This is a genomic window from Thermodesulfomicrobium sp. WS (assembly GCF_027925145.1).
In the GTDB taxonomy this organism is placed as follows: Bacteria; Desulfobacterota; Desulfovibrionia; order Desulfovibrionales; family Desulfomicrobiaceae; genus Thermodesulfomicrobium.
Genome location: NZ_AP027130.1, coordinates 242,589 through 257,652, shown reverse-complemented (window position 1 = coordinate 257,652; position 15,064 = coordinate 242,589). Strand labels below are relative to the sequence as shown.

General features: G+C 65.0%; 14 protein-coding genes. 3 read left to right on the top strand and 11 right to left on the bottom strand.

The features are described 5' to 3' along the window. Window position 1 precedes the first annotated feature (1 nt). Entirely contained in the window at window positions 2-223 is a 222-nt protein-coding gene (locus QMF81_RS01370; RefSeq protein WP_281751289.1) for a response regulator, read from the bottom strand. A 508-nt stretch (window positions 224-731) separates the two neighbouring features. Here QMF81_RS01370 and QMF81_RS01365 point away from each other — a divergent pair. The 3 genes from QMF81_RS01365 (at window position 732) to QMF81_RS01355 (ending at window position 6,671) form a co-directional block, all read left to right on the top strand. Continuing rightward, entirely contained in the window at window positions 732-1,841 is a 1,110-nt protein-coding gene (locus tag QMF81_RS01365) for an efflux RND transporter periplasmic adaptor subunit (protein WP_281751287.1), read from the top strand. 4 nt (window positions 1,842-1,845) lie between these two features. After that, window positions 1,846-4,953 (top strand): efflux RND transporter permease subunit, encoded by a 3,108-nt coding sequence (locus tag QMF81_RS01360; RefSeq protein ID WP_281751285.1) that lies wholly within the window; start codon window positions 1,846-1,848, stop codon window positions 4,951-4,953. A gap of 134 nt (window positions 4,954-5,087) precedes the next feature. Continuing rightward, complete coding sequence (locus QMF81_RS01355; protein WP_281751283.1) at window positions 5,088-6,671, top strand: ATP-binding protein; 1,584 nt, start codon at window positions 5,088-5,090, stop codon at window positions 6,669-6,671. A 113-nt stretch (window positions 6,672-6,784) separates the two neighbouring features. On the opposite strand, the gene QMF81_RS01350 is transcribed toward QMF81_RS01355, so the two are convergent. From QMF81_RS01350 to mnmA, 10 genes are read right to left on the bottom strand one after another with little or no spacing between them, the layout of a single operon-like run. After that, a complete protein-coding gene (locus QMF81_RS01350) occupies window positions 6,785-8,389 on the bottom strand; it encodes a glucan biosynthesis protein D (protein ID WP_281751281.1) in 1,605 nt (534 codons plus the stop codon). Window positions 8,390-8,402: 13 nt separating this feature from the next. Next, a complete protein-coding gene (locus QMF81_RS01345; protein WP_281751279.1) occupies window positions 8,403-8,921 on the bottom strand; it encodes a hypothetical protein in 519 nt (172 codons plus the stop codon). Between the two features lie 9 nt (window positions 8,922-8,930). Next, window positions 8,931-9,749, bottom strand: a complete 819-nt coding sequence (locus QMF81_RS01340; RefSeq protein WP_281751277.1) for a tetratricopeptide repeat protein — start codon at window positions 9,747-9,749, stop codon at window positions 8,931-8,933. Next, complete coding sequence (gene pyrF, locus QMF81_RS01335) at window positions 9,746-10,483, bottom strand: orotidine-5'-phosphate decarboxylase (RefSeq protein ID WP_281751275.1); 738 nt, start codon at window positions 10,481-10,483, stop codon at window positions 9,746-9,748. Before pyrF ends, QMF81_RS01340 begins: the two co-directional genes overlap by 4 nt. Continuing rightward, window positions 10,444-11,064, bottom strand: coding sequence for a guanylate kinase (gene gmk, locus QMF81_RS01330; RefSeq protein ID WP_281751273.1), 621 nt, complete (start codon window positions 11,062-11,064; stop codon window positions 10,444-10,446). The genes pyrF and gmk overlap by 40 nt, the downstream gene beginning before the upstream one ends. Then, a complete protein-coding gene (locus QMF81_RS01325; RefSeq protein ID WP_281751271.1) occupies window positions 11,061-11,315 on the bottom strand; it encodes a DUF370 domain-containing protein in 255 nt (84 codons plus the stop codon). Before QMF81_RS01325 ends, gmk begins: the two co-directional genes overlap by 4 nt. 9 nt (window positions 11,316-11,324) lie before the next feature. Next, window positions 11,325-12,206 (bottom strand): YicC/YloC family endoribonuclease, encoded by an 882-nt coding sequence (locus QMF81_RS01320; protein ID WP_281751269.1) that lies wholly within the window; start codon window positions 12,204-12,206, stop codon window positions 11,325-11,327. Beyond that, entirely contained in the window at window positions 12,203-12,733 is a 531-nt protein-coding gene (locus tag QMF81_RS01315) for a DUF4416 family protein (protein ID WP_281751267.1), read from the bottom strand. Before QMF81_RS01315 ends, QMF81_RS01320 begins: the two co-directional genes overlap by 4 nt. Then, window positions 12,730-14,001 (bottom strand): MiaB/RimO family radical SAM methylthiotransferase, encoded by a 1,272-nt coding sequence (locus QMF81_RS01310; RefSeq protein ID WP_281751265.1) that lies wholly within the window; start codon window positions 13,999-14,001, stop codon window positions 12,730-12,732. The genes QMF81_RS01315 and QMF81_RS01310 overlap by 4 nt, the downstream gene beginning before the upstream one ends. Then, window positions 13,998-15,044: a tRNA 2-thiouridine(34) synthase MnmA gene (mnmA, locus tag QMF81_RS01305; protein WP_281751263.1), complete on the bottom strand. Its 1,047-nt coding sequence runs from the start codon at window positions 15,042-15,044 to the stop codon at window positions 13,998-14,000. The genes QMF81_RS01310 and mnmA overlap by 4 nt, the downstream gene beginning before the upstream one ends. Window positions 15,045-15,064 lie beyond the last annotated feature (20 nt).

Here is a 15,064-nt window from a genome sequence, read left to right as displayed (position 1 = left end):
TTCAATATCCGGAAAGCCCCGGCATGAGTACGTCGAGGATGATGAGCTCCGGCAGGTGTTCCTCGGCGAGACGCAGGGCCTCTTCGCCGGTGGTGGCGGTGAGGACCTGGTAGTCGCGTTGAAAGATCTGCTGCATGAAGAGCAGGTTGACGGGTTCGTCGTCGGCTACCAGGAGCGTGGCGACCCGAGACGTCGAAGATACCGGCGTAACGATCGGGAACATACGATCGCCCCCTAGCTCAAGGGACGGTCTTTGCCAAGGACTTTGCGTGAATTGTGTTGCCGGACAATGATATTGTCACCCTGGCTGGGACAAGAGAAAGGGCATCCCATGCAGACACGGGGTGACGTATTCATGAAGGCAGAGGAAGCGCGGCGAACTGTTGTGACCCTGCAGGCAGTGGCCGGAGGGTTCACGGTTCGGGAGGCAAGGCGAAAGTCGTTGTCCGAAGCACAAGGACAGCGCCGTGCCAACCCCGGTGGACTTTGGCGAAGGACTGGATGCCGGCGGGCAGTTTTTGCACTCCACGGGAGCCCCACGGGGAAGGGCTTTTCGTGTGCCCACGGGGCACGGGAAATCCAACTACTGGCGCTTCATTGTCCGGTGATGGTTGCTTGGAGCACTTGCCAGAAAGGCGATGCTCCTTCAAAGAAGTGGGGCTGCGGAGGCAGTGCTTCTGGAGTGCACGAGAGACGCATCGCGCGGACAGGTCGCGTTTTCGGGAGAGAATATGCAGCATTGGAGAGCGATTGTCGGGGCTGTGGCGGCCATCGTTGTGGTGCTCGGCGCCTTGGCGTGGGTCAAATGGACACAAATTCAGGCCATGGTGCAGCAAGGCGCGCAGGCGCAGATGCCGCCGGCTTCGGTTTCGGTGGCCTTGGCCCAGGAGGTGCCGTGGCCTGAGGAGGTGCAGGCCGTGGGCACGGTGACGGCCCTCCAGGGCACGACGGTGCGGGCCGAGGTGCCTGGCCGGGTGGAGCGCCTGGCGTTTGATTCCGGCGACCGGGTGCGCGCTGGTCAAGTGCTCGTGGTGCAGGACGCCCGCGAAGAACGGGCGCAGCTCCAGGCAGCCCAGGCAGCGGCGGATTTGGCGGCCTTGGAGCTTGCCCGCGGCCGTCGCCTGGTGGCGGAAGCGGTGCTCGCCCAGGCGGAGCTCGACCGCTTGGAGGCGGTGGCCCGTCAAACTCGGGCCCAGGCTGAGGCTTTGGCGGCCTTGGTGGCCAAAAAGACCATCCGGGCACCCTTTGACGGGGTGCTTGGAATCCGGCGGGTGAGCCTTGGCCAGAGCTTGGCTGCGGGGGATGCCATCGTGGACATCCAGCAGCTGGAGCCGGTGCAGGTGGAGTTTTCCGTGCCGCAGGAGCAGGCAGCAAGGCTCTCCGTGGGCCTGCCGGTGGAGGTGGAGGCCAGCGGCGAGCGCCGCACGGGGCGGGTGCAGAGCATTGAGCCCCAGGCCGATCCTGCCACCCGCATGGTGCGCGCTCTGGGCCGGCTGGATGGCGTGGCCGGGGCTTTGCGTCCAGGCATGTTTGTGCGCGTGGCGGTGCGCCAAGAGGAAAGCCGCACGGTCCTCGCCATCCCAGCCACGGCGGTGCTCACCGCCCCCTACGGCGATTCGGTGTTCGTGGTGGACAACGCCACCCAAAAAGCGGTGGCCCGGCAGGTGTTCGTGCGCTTGGGAGAGCGGCGGGGCGATTTTGTGGCGGTGCATTCGGGGCTTGAAGCAGGAGACGTCGTGGTGTCGAGTGGCGTGTTTCGTCTGCGCTCCGGTCAGCCGGTGGTGGTGACTCCGTCCTTTGGCCTTCCTTTCGAACTCCAGCCCCAACCGGCCAACGAGTAAGCCCATGCGCATCACCGATATTTTCATTCACCGACCTGTCCTTGCCCTGGTGGTGAACATCCTCATTGTCATCGCCGGGGTTCAGGCGATAAGCGGCCTGTCGGTACGCCAGTATCCCCGCAGCGAAAACGCCGTGGTCACGGTGCGTACCGTGTACGTGGGCGCAAGCCCGGAGCTGGTGCGTGGATTCGTCACTACGGTACTGGAGCGGGCCATCGCCGCAGCGGACGGCATCGACTACATCGAGTCCCAAAGCAGCCAGAATCTTTCCCTCATCCAGGCGCGCCTCAAGCTCAACTACGATCCCATCAAGGCCCTTTCGGACATCAGCTCCAAGGTGGACCAGGTCCGCGGCGACCTCCCGCCCGAGGCCGAGGTGCCGGTCCTAAGCGTGGAGAGCGCGGATACCCAATTTGCCTCCGCCTATTTGAGTTTTACCTCCGACACGTTGGAGCGCAATCAGGTGACGGACTACTTGGTGCGCGTGGTGCAGCCCCGTCTCTCGGCCTTGCCTGGGGTGCAGCGGGCGGAAATCTTGGGTCCGCGCATCTTTGCCATGCGCATCTGGCTCGATCCTGATCGCATGACGGCCCTGGGGGTGAGTCCCACGGACGTGCGCGCCGCCCTAGAAACCCGCAACGCCCTGGCGGCCGTGGGACAGACCAAGGGCAATCTGGTACAGGTCAATCTCGCCGCCACCACGGATCTGCAGAGTGTGCGCGAGTTCGAGGAATTGGTGGTACGCGACGCGGGCGACCGTTTGGTGCGGTTGCGGGACATCGCCCAGGTGGTCCTGGGTGCCGAGGACTACGACGCCGAGGTGCGCTTTTCCGGCCAGGAGGCGGTGTTCATGGGCATCTGGCCCTTGCCTACGGCCAATTCCTTGGACGTCATCGACGGCGTGCGCCGGGAAATGGCCGATATCGAGAAGTCGCTGCCCCAGGGCATGAGCGCTCGCATCGCCTACGACGCCACGGACTACATCCGCACCGCCATTCATGAGGTCCTGGTGGCCTTGGGCCAAACCCTGGGTATCGTGGTGGTGGTCGTGTATCTCTTCTTGGGCCGGTTGCGTTCCGCCTTGGTGCCGGCCGTGACCATTCCCCTTTCCCTGGTGGGTGCGGTATTTTTGATGAGCCTCATGGGCTTTACCATCAACCTGTTGACCTTGCTCGCCTTGGTACTCTGTGTGGGCTTGGTGGTGGACGACGCCATCGTGGTGGTGGAGGATGTGGAGCGCCACGTGCGTCTGGGAAAATCTCCGCAGGAGGCGGCGTTGACGGCAGGCCGGGAGCTGGCCGTAGCCTTGGTGGCCACTACGGTGGTTCTGGTGGCGGTGTACGCACCTATCGGCCTGCAGGGAGGACTTACAGGATCGCTGTTTCGTGAGTTTGCCTTGACCTTGAGCGGCGCGGTGTGCGTGTCTACGGTGACGGCCATCACCTTGTCTCCGGTGATGAGTTCCTGGCTGCTTTCCGGCGGTCATTTGGACCGGCCCTTTTCCCGGCGCATCTCGCAAGGGTTTGCCCGCTTCGAGGCCGCCTACGCCCGGGTCCTTTCCCGGGTGGTGGAGCGGCGGGCCGGCATGTATGTGCTGTGGCTGGCCCTTTCCGTGGCGTGTGTGCCCCTCTTTGTGCTGGCGCCCAAGGAATTGGCCCCGGCCGAAGACCAGGGGGTGATCTTTGGCATCCTCGATGCCCCGGCGGATGCCTCGCTGGATCAAACCAGCCGTTTTGCCCAGGCAGTGAACGAGGTGTTTTTCTCCGTGCCCGAGGCGCAGTTCACCTTTCAGGTGACTTTCCCCAGCAGCGGCTTCAGTGGTTTGGTGCTGCGGCCGTGGGAGGAGCGGCAGCGTACGGTGTTCGAGATCCTGCCCCAGGTGCAGCAGGGACTTTCTGCCATCCCGGGCATCCAGATGTTTGCGGTCTCGCCGCCGCCGCTTCCGGGCGGCGGAGACTTCCCGGTGGAATTCATCATCGCGTCCACCGAGGAGCAGGACCGGGTGCTGGAGCTGGCGACCGAGCTCCAGCAGCGGGCGACCGCCAGTGGGCTTTTTGCCTTTCCGCCGCTCATCGACGTCAAGATGGATCAGCCCACGGCCCGGTTGGTCCTCGACCGGGACAAAATCGCCGCCCTTGGCCTCTCTTTGGCCCAGGTGGCCTCAGACGTGGCGGTCATGACCGGCGGCAACTACGTCAACCGCTTCAGCATGCAGGGCCGCAGCTACAAGGTCATCCCCCAGGTGCAGCGGGTGGATCGCCTGACCCCGGAGCAGCTGGGCCGCATCCATCTGCGCACCCCGCAGGGGCTCGTGCCGCTGTCTGCCGTGGCGCATGTGGAATATAGCGCCGGGCCGCGCTCCCTCAACCGCTTCCAGCAGCTCAATGCGGTCAAGCTCAGCGGCGTCCCCATGCGGCCGCTCGACGAAGCCCTCACGTTCTTGGAGAACGAGGCTGGGCAGATACTGCCCAAAGGGTACGTCATCGACTACAAGGGCGATTCCCGACAGCTGCGCACCGAAGGCAACCGCTTCGTGCCCGCCATGGCCTTGGCGGTGATCTGCGCCTTTTTGGTCCTGGCTGCGCAGTACGAAAGTTTCCGGGACCCGCTCATCATTTTGGCGGGATCTGCGCCACTCGGGCTTTTCGGCGCCTTGATCTTCACCTTTCTCAAGATCCCGGACCCGTCGGTCCCCTTCTGGACCGATCATTTCACCACCACCCTCAACATCTACTCCCAGGTGGGCCTGGTCACCTTGGTGGGCTTGGTGGCCAAAAACGGCATCCTCCTGGTGGAGTTCGCCAACCAGCTCCAGGACGAGGGCAAGGGCAAGCTGGAGGCCATCCTGGAGGCGGCGCGCACCCGTCTGCGGCCCATTGTCATGACTTCGGCCTCCACGGTGGCGGGCTTCTTGCCCTTGGTGGTGGCCAGCGGCGCCGGCGCTGCGGCGCGGTTTTCCATCGGCATCGTGTTGGTGGGCGGTATGGTTATCGGTACCATCTGTTCGCTCTTCTTCGTGCCGTGTATTTATATGCTTCTGGCACGGGTCCGCAGGCCGCAGAGCACCGAGGTTTTGCCGCTTTTTCTTGAGAGCGCCACGCGCCATCCCTGAGCTTCGGGGGTGGCGCGCAGGGACTTTGGGGCACCTCCTTTGCTGTGCTCGTTGCCGACGGCGCAGGCGTTGCTTTGACTCTCCGTGCGCCCCGCGCTAGTGGGGCTCCATCCTGACCACCAGGAGGGCTTTCCATGGAGCGCAAGAAACTACCCATCGGCATCCAGACCTTTGCCGAGATCCGGCGCGAAGGATATTACTACGTGGACAAGACGCCCTTTGTGGCGAGCCTTGCCGAAAGCGGGAAGTACTATTTTCTCTCCCGGCCGCGGCGCTTCGGCAAATCCCTGTTCCTCGACACCTTGGCCGAAGCCTTTGCCGGCAACCGCGCGCTTTTTTCCGGCCTCTATCTGGAAAATCACTGGAATTGGGAGAAGCGCCATCCGGTGATCCGGCTCTCCTTTGCCGAGGGGCGGCTTGAGCGCCGCGAAGAGCTTGATCGCAGCATCCGCCGCCAACTGCACGAACATGCGCAGCGATTCGGCATGACGCTTTGCGACCCGGAGGACATCCCGGGGAGCTTCGGCGAGCTCATCACTGGCGCAGCCGAGCGTTTGGGCGAGCGCACCGTGGTGCTCATCGACGAGTACGACAAACCCATTCTCGACAACCTCACCGATCCGGACACGGCGCGGGCCATGCGCGAGGGCCTGCGCAATCTCTACTCCGTGCTCAAGGGCCGGGATGCGGACCTGCGCTTCGTGTTTCTCACCGGGGTCTCCAAGTTCAGCAAGGTGAGTCTCTTTTCCGGGCTCAACAACCTCTATGATCTCACCTTGGATGCCTCGGTGGCCACCATCTGCGGCTATACGGAAGCGGACCTGGACACGGTCTTTGCCCCGGAGTTCGCCGCAGCCGCCCAAGACGGCCAGCCCCTTTCCCGGGATGCCGTGCGCGCCTGGTACAACGGCTACCGCTGGGGAAGCGAAGAGAGTGTCTACAACCCGTTCGATGTGCTGCTGCTCCTGCGCCAACGGGAATTTCGCGCCTGGTGGTTCGAGACCGCCACCCCCACGTTTCTCGTGGAGTGGCTCACGCGCCATCAGTTCTTCACCCCGCGTCTCGAGCGCCTGTACGCCGACGACGCCCTGCTTTCGGCCTTTGACGTGGAGGCCATTGCTCCTGAGGCCCTGCTTTGGCAGACGGGCTACGTCACCATCACCCGCGTGCACCGCAGCGAAGACGGGGTGGAGTACGAGCTGGGTCTTCCCAACCGCGAGGTGCGCATGGCCCTCAACCGCGCCCTGGTGCGGGGCTTGGTGCCCGAGCTCCCGCATGCCCCGAGCTTTGCCCTCACCACCATGCTCAAGGAGGGCGACGCCCACGGCCTGGGCGAGCACATGCGCAGCCTCTTTGCCGGTATTCCCGCAGACTGGTACCGCAAAAACCCCATGGCCCGGTACGAAGGCTATTTTGCCAGTGTGTTCTATAGCCACCTGGCGGGCCTTGGGGTGATGACCATCCCGGAGCGCATCTGCACCCCGGGGCGGTTGGACCTGGTGGTGATCGCCGGGGCAGTGGTGTGGATCTTCGAGTTCAAGGTCATCGACGGCGACACCCCCACGGGCGAGGCCCTGCGGCAGATCCAGGAAAAGGGCTACGCCGCGGCCTACCGGGGTAAGGCCGGAGTAGAGCGGGTCGTGGAAGTGGGGGTGGAATTCAGCACGGCCAAGCGCCAGATCGTGGGCTGGGAGGTGGCAGGGGGCGACGGGGCGTGAGTGTCCCGGTGGATCGCCCTCAATGCCATACCTTTGCGTCCTGTCGCGTGACAGGACGCGCGTCGTGCTGATGGGGCTGCCTGGCAGGCGGTCCGTGCCAGGCAGCGGCGACATCACTCCACCCCAGGTTGTTTTTCTAGGTGTCCTGGGTTGTAGAGCTTGCGGTCTTGAGGGGCCGGCGGGGTCCATTGGTAGATCCAGGTTTCGGTCAAGGGCCGGCCGTCGGCCTCGAGGTAGAGGCGCAGGTTGATGGGGTTTTGGGTCTCGTCAGGAGGCACCACGTCGAACATGCAGCGGAAGCCGCGGATGGCGTGCTGGGGGCGCACGGAGGTGATCTCGATGCGGCCGGCCGAGGTCTCCAGCACAGGCCGGATGGTGGAGTTGGTGCCGATCATGGCCAAGTCGCCGCCGGTGAAGTCCACGGCGAACCGCTGGCTATAGTATTTGCGCGGCAGGCCCACCACACCGCCTAGGCCCGTGAAGGTATCTTTGACCCGGGCCAAGCGAGTGTGCACCGGCGGCTTGGTGCCCCAATAGAGGTTGTAGCTGTAGAGGAGCTCTTGGCCGGGTTCCACGGGCTTGGCGGGATTCCAGAAGGCGACGATGTTGTCGAAGGTCTCGTCGAGGTTGGCGATCTCCACGAGGACGACATACCCCGATCCCCAATTGCCAATGGGCTCTACCCAGACGCTGGGGCGCTTGTCATAGAAGACCCCATCGTCTTGATAATGGTCGAAGTTCTGGTCCCGCTGCAACAGGCCGAAGCCTTTGGGATTGTTGTCCATGTAGGCATTGTAGCGCAAAAAGGGTGGGTTATTGAGGGGCCGCCAGAGCCATTCGCCGTTACCGTTGTGCATGAGCAGCCCGTCGGAGTCGTGGATTTCCGGCCGCCAGTCGTGGTTCATGCGGCGGTCGTTTTCTCCGGTGAGGAACATGCTGGTAAGCGGGGCGATGCCGAGGCGCTCGATGGGCTTGCGAGGGTAGATGGCGGCGTCCACGCGCATGGTGAGGGTGTCTCCGGGACGGATGTCGAAGCGGTAGGCGCCGGTGACGCTGGGGGAGTCCAAAAGGGCGTAGACCGTGGCGGTATCGCTGTGGGGCGCAGGCCTTTCCAGCCAAAAATGGGTGAATATCGGGAACTCTTCATCGCGGGGCAGGGCGGTGTCCACGGCAAGGCCCCGGGCGGACATGCCATACTGCATCTCGCCGCCCACGGCGCGAAAATAACTCGCCCCCAGAAAGGCCACCAGATCGCGGCTCCAATCGGTGTGGTAGCGGAAGCGAAAGCCGGCAAACCCTAAGTCCTTGGGGAGATCTTTGCCGCGGACTCCGGACTTGCCGTAGAGGAAGAGGTCCGGGGTGTAGTCGATCTCCCGAGGCTTGCCGTCCACGAGCTCGTAGATGGTCACCGGCGTCTGGTAGAAGAGCCCCAAGTGGAAGAGCTCGGCCCGAAAGAGGCTCGTGGCATTGTCGCGCCAGAGGGCGTGCTCGGGGTTGAAGCTCATCTGCATGTACTGATCCCAGGAGAGTTTTTTGAGCGCTGCGGGCAGCTCGCCGGCGTGGTTCACGTAGGGCTGCGAGGCCAGGTGGCGGGCCTGGCCTTTGAGCCAGGCGTAGTCGAAGGTGGCGTTTCCTTGCGGCATGACGAGGTCCGTGGCCGCGAAGACGCTGCTGCCAAAGGTCAACAGAAGGGCGCAGAGCAGTACGATGCGAGGCATGGGAGGGTTCTCCTTAGGGGTTGATTTGCAGTCCCAGGCGCTTGGGACAGCCGGCTTCCACGTGACAGCTCTCACATCCCAAGGCGCCAGAGGCGTAGGTGAGGGTGGCATATTTGCGGGACAAGGCCCCGCTTTCGTGAAGTTCGATCCCCAATGGGGCAAGGGCCTGGACGAGGGCCGGGGTGGGCGTGGGTACCGGGGCGCAGCCTTTGCGCCGCACTCCCGGGCGCAGGGCGGTGAGGAATCCCAGCACCAAGGCCTGGGCCATGGCCTCGCGGGCAAAGGCTTGAGCCGGCGCCTTCTCCCAGAGGGGTTCGATTTCTTCTTCCACGTGGGGGGCCAGGAAAACGAGTACGTAGCCTTTGCGGCCACCGATGCGCCAGGTGTGCGCCGCAGGCATCCAGCGCTCCCAGGCGGCGGTGAGCTCCATAAGGGCCTTGGCGTCGAGAAAGTTGCGTTGCGAGAGCAGCAGATAGGTTTCCGGGTCCAATTGCGGCTGCACCTGGACTCGGGTGGCGGACAATGTCGGCATGAACACTCCTTACTGTGTTGGGGCTGCGTCGGATTCGGTGCTGGGGGAAGATGGGGCGGGCACCGCCGGCATGGCCGAGGCCGGCAGTAATCCCTGCTGCTTGAGGTACACGAGAAACTTTTTGGCAATGGTGAAATCGGGGTTGATGCTCAGGGCCTGGCGGAGATGGGTCACGGTGTTGGCAATGTCCGCCTTGGCAAAATAGGCACGGGCGATGTTGTAGTGCAGGTGTTCGTCCGTGGGCGAGAGCTCCAAGGCACGCTGGTAGTAGCGGATGGCCTGGTCATACATCTCGTTTTTGCGCAGATTGATGCCGAAATCGTTGAAGAGGTGTTTGTGCTCCGCCTCGAAGGCCGCATCGAGCTTCACCAGGCGTTCGAAGACATCGTTGGCGCGAGCCGTGTCGCCGCGTTCGAGATAGGTCAGCCCCAGGCCGAAGTTGGCGCGGATGTTTTCTTCGTCGATCTTGAGGGCATTGGTGAATTCGTATTCCGCAGAATAGGTCTCGCCATTGGCGCGGTGGCGTTCGGCCCGGGCGATGGTCTGGTTGAGTTTGCGGATACTGGGATAGACCTTGTGGGTATAAAACTCCGGCTCCGGGCGGTAGTTCTCCAGAAACTCTTCCCGTGGCACCTCTTGCTTGGGTCCGGAGGGCACGTAGTTGGGGTTGAGGGGCTGCACCCAGATGACCCCGTTTTCGTCTTCTTCCACGAACCAGTACATGGTTTGGGTGGTTTTGCGCACCGTGGTGCCGGCACCCACCTTGGCGACCTTTTCCGAGGAGAATACCCCTTTGATGCGGGTGTGTTCGGTGTCTTTTTCCTTCATGACGTGCCTCCTGGTATGAGGACACTTGCAAGGATCTGGCGGGCCGCGGCAGCAGGATCCGTCGCCCCAGTGATGGGCCGACCCATGACCAAAAAATTGCTCCCCGCCCTGGCGGCTGCCAGAGGGGTACAGATGCGCGCCTGGTCCCCGACGTGGTCTTCGGGGCGGCGGAGCCCCGGGGTGACGAGGAGAAAATCGGGGCTGGTGGCCGCACGGATGATCCCCGCCTCCTGTCCGGAGCAGACCACCCCGTCCGCGCCCCAGGCGTGCGCCCGGCACGCCAAATCACCGGCGAGCTCTGGCAACGAAGCGGCCGCCCATGGGAGGTCTTCGGAAGTGAGGTGGGTGAGCAGGGTCACGGCCACCACGGAGGTCTTGGTGCCCGCTGCGTCCCGGGCCGCCAATGCTGCCTGCACCATGGCCTTGCCGCCCAAGGCATGCACGGTGAGCATGTCCGCGCCGCTACCGCACACCTGGCGCACCGCGCCGGCTACGGTGTTGGGGATGTCCAAAAATTTGAGATCCACAAAAACCCGAAAGCCGAGTCCCTTGAGGTCGGCGACGATGCGTGCCCCTGCGGCCAGATAGAGCTCGAGGCCGACCTTCACCCAGGAGGTGACGCCCACGAGCTGTTGGGCCACGGCCATGGCCGGCTTGGCCTGGGGAAAGTCTAGGGCCACGACCAATTGGGGGCTCATGCCAGCCCCCAGGTGTTCCATAGCGTGCGCTGCCATGCCTCTTGATAGCGGGGCCGGCATTTTTCCGCAAGATACACGGCCTTGAGACGTTGGTACGCGTCTTCCAGGTCATCGTTGACGATCCAGTAATCGAATTCCGGGCAGTGGGCGATCTCCTCCTTGGCCGCGGCCATGCGGCGGGCCAGGGTCTCGGGGTCTTCGGTGCCTCGGCGGGTGAGGCGGCGATGCAGCTCTTCGCGGGACGGCGGAAAGAGGAACACGTACGCCCCGGCCCCCAGGGAGGTCCGCAGTTGCCGCGCCCCCTGCACGTCGATGTCGAAGAGTACGTCGCGCCCTTGGGCCAGGAGTTCCAGGGTCGCGGCCTTGGGGGTGCCGTAGAGGTTCCCGTGCACCTCGGCCCATTCGGCAAAGAAACCTGCTTCCCGGCGGCGGAGGAATTCTTCCCGGGAGAGGAAATGGTAGTCCACGCCGTCACGCTCTCCCGGCCTGGGGGCGCGGGTGGTGCAGGATATGGAAAAGGCGAAACTGGGGCATTCAGCCACCAGGCGGCGGACCAAGGTGCTTTTCCCGGTGCCTGAAGGGGCGCAGAGGACGAAGAGGATGCCCGTGCTGTTCATGCGGTGTCTCCGGCGGCAAGGCGTTGGCTGATGGTTTCCACTTGAACGGCCGAGAGGATGCAGTGGTTGGAGTCGGTGATGATGATGGCCCGCGTCTTGCGGCCTTGGGTGGCGTCGATGAGGCGGCCGTCCTGCTTGGCCTCTTCGCGCAGCCGCCGCATGGGGGCGGAAGAGGGGTGCACCACGGCCACCACCCGGTGGGCCACCACCATGTTGCCGAAGCCGATGTTGAGGAGCCGTCGTTTGTCCATGGCGGAGGGCTATTCGAGGTTTTGGATCTGTTCGCGTACTTTTTCCAATTCGGTCTTGAAGTCCACAGCCAGGGCGCTCACTCTGGCGCTTTGCACCTTGTTGCTGCAGGTAGTGATTTCCCGCAAGACCTCTTGCACGAGAAAATCGAGTTTGCGGCCTTTGGGGCCGGGGCTGCGCAGGATAGTCTCCATGGACGCAAGATGGGCCTGCAGGCGGGTGAGTTCTTCGCTCACGTCCACTTTGTCCGCAAGCAGGGCGAGCTCCAGGTGCAAGCGGGCCGGATCGGGCATGCTTTCCTCGCCCAGAAGCGCGCGCAGCCGCTCCTGCAGGCTGGCCATGCGTTGGGGCGCCAGGGAGCGGACCTCCGCGGCGATGGCCTGGGAGAGCGCGCCGAGCGTGGTAAGGCGGCGGTCCAGATCCTGCTCCAGGGCAATTCCTTCCCTGTAGCGGGATGCATCCCAGTGCTGCAGTGCCTGGGTCAGGGCATCCGTGGCGTCAGCGGCCATGATCGGGGAAACGTCCTCCCCGCGGCTTTCGCGCCAGATGGACGGCACCGCCAGCAGCGGGCTGATGTCTTGAGGCTGCGGGACTCCAAGCTCCAGGGCGAGCCTGCGCAGACTTTCCACCATGGCCTGGGCCTGGAGCGTATCCAGGGCGTTTCCGGCAAGCTCCGGATCCAGGAGGCGCACCGACAGGGAGAGTTCGATGGTCCCCCGCTGGGCGGTGCGGCGCACTAGGGCGTCCCATTGCTGGTGCAGGGCCGTCCATCCGGGTGGAGTCTTCCATTTGAGTTCCAGGTAGCGGGCGTTGCGGCTGGCGATCTCCCAGGTGAGCGTCCAGGCGGGACGCGAGATCGTGGCGCGGCCAAAGCCGGTCATGCTTCGGGTCATGGTCGGTTTCCTTGGGTGGGGATGGTGGCGCGGATGCGCGCAAGGATATCCTGAATGGCCTCGGTGCGGTAGTCGGGAAAGGTCCAGGGCAGGGCCTCGAAGCGGCCTTTGCGGTAAATGAGGGTGAGATCCGCGAAGATCCCCTGACCCAGGTAGATGCGGTGCGCGAAGTTTTTCCCTGTGGCGAGCACCAGACGCTCGCGGGTGAGGTAGCCTGGGTCCAGGTTGAAGCGCCGCCGGCCATTTTCCGCGTACTCGTTTTCCACGGCGTTGGTGGCGAGTTTGACCGCCGCCAACCGGTCCATGGGAAGCGGCGTGGCAAAGGAGAGGATGCGGCGAAAGATCGGCGTGCCCAGTTCCGCGTCGTAGTACGTGGTTTGGGTAAAGGGGATGGGGTCGCTGTGAAAATCCGCGGGTCCCAAGATGGCTTCGAGGCGGGGTAGAAGCCCTGGCCAAAAAGAGTCCCACCGGGCGCTCAAGATGGAGAGCACCGCCTTGGCGGGCGCGGGTTCGTGGGGGATACTCATGACGGGTTCTCCACGGTGGGGCGCACCACGAGGTGGTCGGCGCTGATGGCGACCACCGTGGCGCGGACCATGCCTCCTGCGGGCATGGGGTGGGTGAGGCGGCACGGTGCGTAGGTCTCGGCGCGGCCTTGGGTGGCGGTCTCCAGGACCACCTGCACCGTGCGGCCCTGCATGGCCGCCCACACGCGCCTCTGGATGTGGCGCACGCACTCCCGCAAGGCCTGGGCGCGACGTCGGCGCTCCGGCCGAGGAATCGCGCCGGGCAAGTGGGCAGCCACGGTGCCCGGCCGCTCGGAGTAGGGAAAGACGTGGGCGTAGGTGAGGGGCAGTTGCCGGGCAAAATCCAGGGTCGCTTGCCACTCGTCCTCTGTTTCTCCAGGAAATCCGGCGATGACGTCCATCCCGAGGCCAAAGACGGGCCATACGGCCGCCAGTGACTCCACAAACCGGAGGATGGTGTCCGGATGGTAGTGGCTGCGGCCCATGCGGGCAAGCACCGAGGGGCTTGCGCTCTGCAGCGAAAGGTGCAGGTGCGGGCACACTGCCTGGCATTGGGCGAGGGTCGCCGCGGCCTTGGCATCCAACTGCACCGGGTCCAGGGAGCCCAAGCGCAGTCGGGTCTGCCCGGCGTACCGGGTCGCCACCATGCGGTCCACCATGGCCACCAGGTCCCAGAAATCCGTACCGCCGCAGGCGTACCAGCGGGTGCTGATGGCGCTCAGCGTGATCTCCGGCACGCCTTGGCGGCACAGGACCTCCACCTCGGCGAGGATCTCCTGGGGGGGGCGGCTTTGGGCCGGCCCACGGGTGATGGGGATGATGCAGTAGGTACACCGGGTGTTGCAGCCGTCCTGGATGCCTACCACGGCCCGGGTGCGGTGGCGGGGGCGGCGTGGAATCTGGGTTCGCGCCAAGGCAAGGAGCTGGCGTTTGGCCGCTTGCGGCAACACCTCCACCGTGAGGCAGTCGCGCAGGCGCGGGTCTGCCTCGGGGGCGCAGCCGGTGACCACGATACGGATTCCTGGCCGCGCCTCGCGCAGGGCGCGCACCATGCGGCGCAAATCCCGCATTGCGGCCTCGGTGACGGCGCAGCTATTGATGATGGCAAGGTCCGCTGCCGCTGCCGCGTCTACCTCCTCCCAGCCCAGACTCGCGGCCCAGGCGCGCAGAGCCTCGGTTTCGTATTGGTTCACCCGGCAGCCTTGGGTGCAGAAGAAGACGCGGGTGCCGGCCGGGAAGCGGGCAAAGGGCGAGGGCGCCGCAGTCATGCGGCCTCCAAGGGGGCGTGGATGATGGCGCCAGCCAGCACCCGGTCGCCGTGGTAGACGGCGGCGAGCTGTCCGGGTGTGGGCCTAGGGCCTGGGGTCTGGAAGCGGATGGTCAGTGTCTGGTCCGCCGCTACGGTCACCCGGGCAGGCTGCGGCTTTTGGCGAAAGCTCGTCTGCACCAGGAGCTCTTGCGGCCAGGTCTCGGGCGGGGCCAGCACATTGGCGGGCTGGGTGCGGCACCCCCAGGCCAGGGTGGCGGCCTTGGGGCCCACGATCACGGTGTTGGTGGCCGGGTCCTTGGCGATGACAAAGAGGGGTTCGCGGTAGGCGATGCCGAGCCCCCGGCGCTGGCCGATGGTGAGCCGCCACAGCCCCTGATGCCTTCCCACCGGGGTGCCGTCGGCAAGCACGATGGGGCCCGGTGTGCCGGGCACGCCGTGGGCGGCCATGAGGTCGTGGTAGGAGCCGGGGACAAAGCAGATGTCCTGGCTTTCACGCTCTTCCGGAGGGGTGATGCCCCGGCGGGCGAGCTCGGCGTGTACCCATGCCTTGGTGCGCCCTCCCAGGGGAAACAGGGTGTGGCGCAGATGCTCCTGAGGTACCAGGGCGAGAAAATAGCTTTGGTCCTTGCTGGGGTCCGCGCCGCGCAGCAGCATTCCGTCGTGCACACGGGCGTAGTGCCCGGTGGCGAATGTCGCGGCCCCCAGTGCGCGCGCTTTCCCCCAGAGCACGCCCCATTTCATGGCCGGGTTGCAGGTGGCGCAGGGGTTGGGGGTGCGGCCTGCGGCGTAGTCGCGCACGAACGGCTGGATGACGGTGCGGGCAAAGGTCTCGGTAAGGTCGAGCACCGTGAGGGCAATGCCGCGCGCGGCGCACACGGCCGCCAGGCGCTCCTCCCGCAGGCGGCCTGCTGCGTTTGGCGGCAGAAATCGGCCGTGCACCGCGTGGGTGGGGACGCCGGCTTCCTGGAGGAGCAGCAGGGTGAGGAGGGAATCAGCGCCGCCGCTTACCGCGACGGCGCATAAAGATGCCGGATGACGCATGGATGGACAGGGCCAGGGGT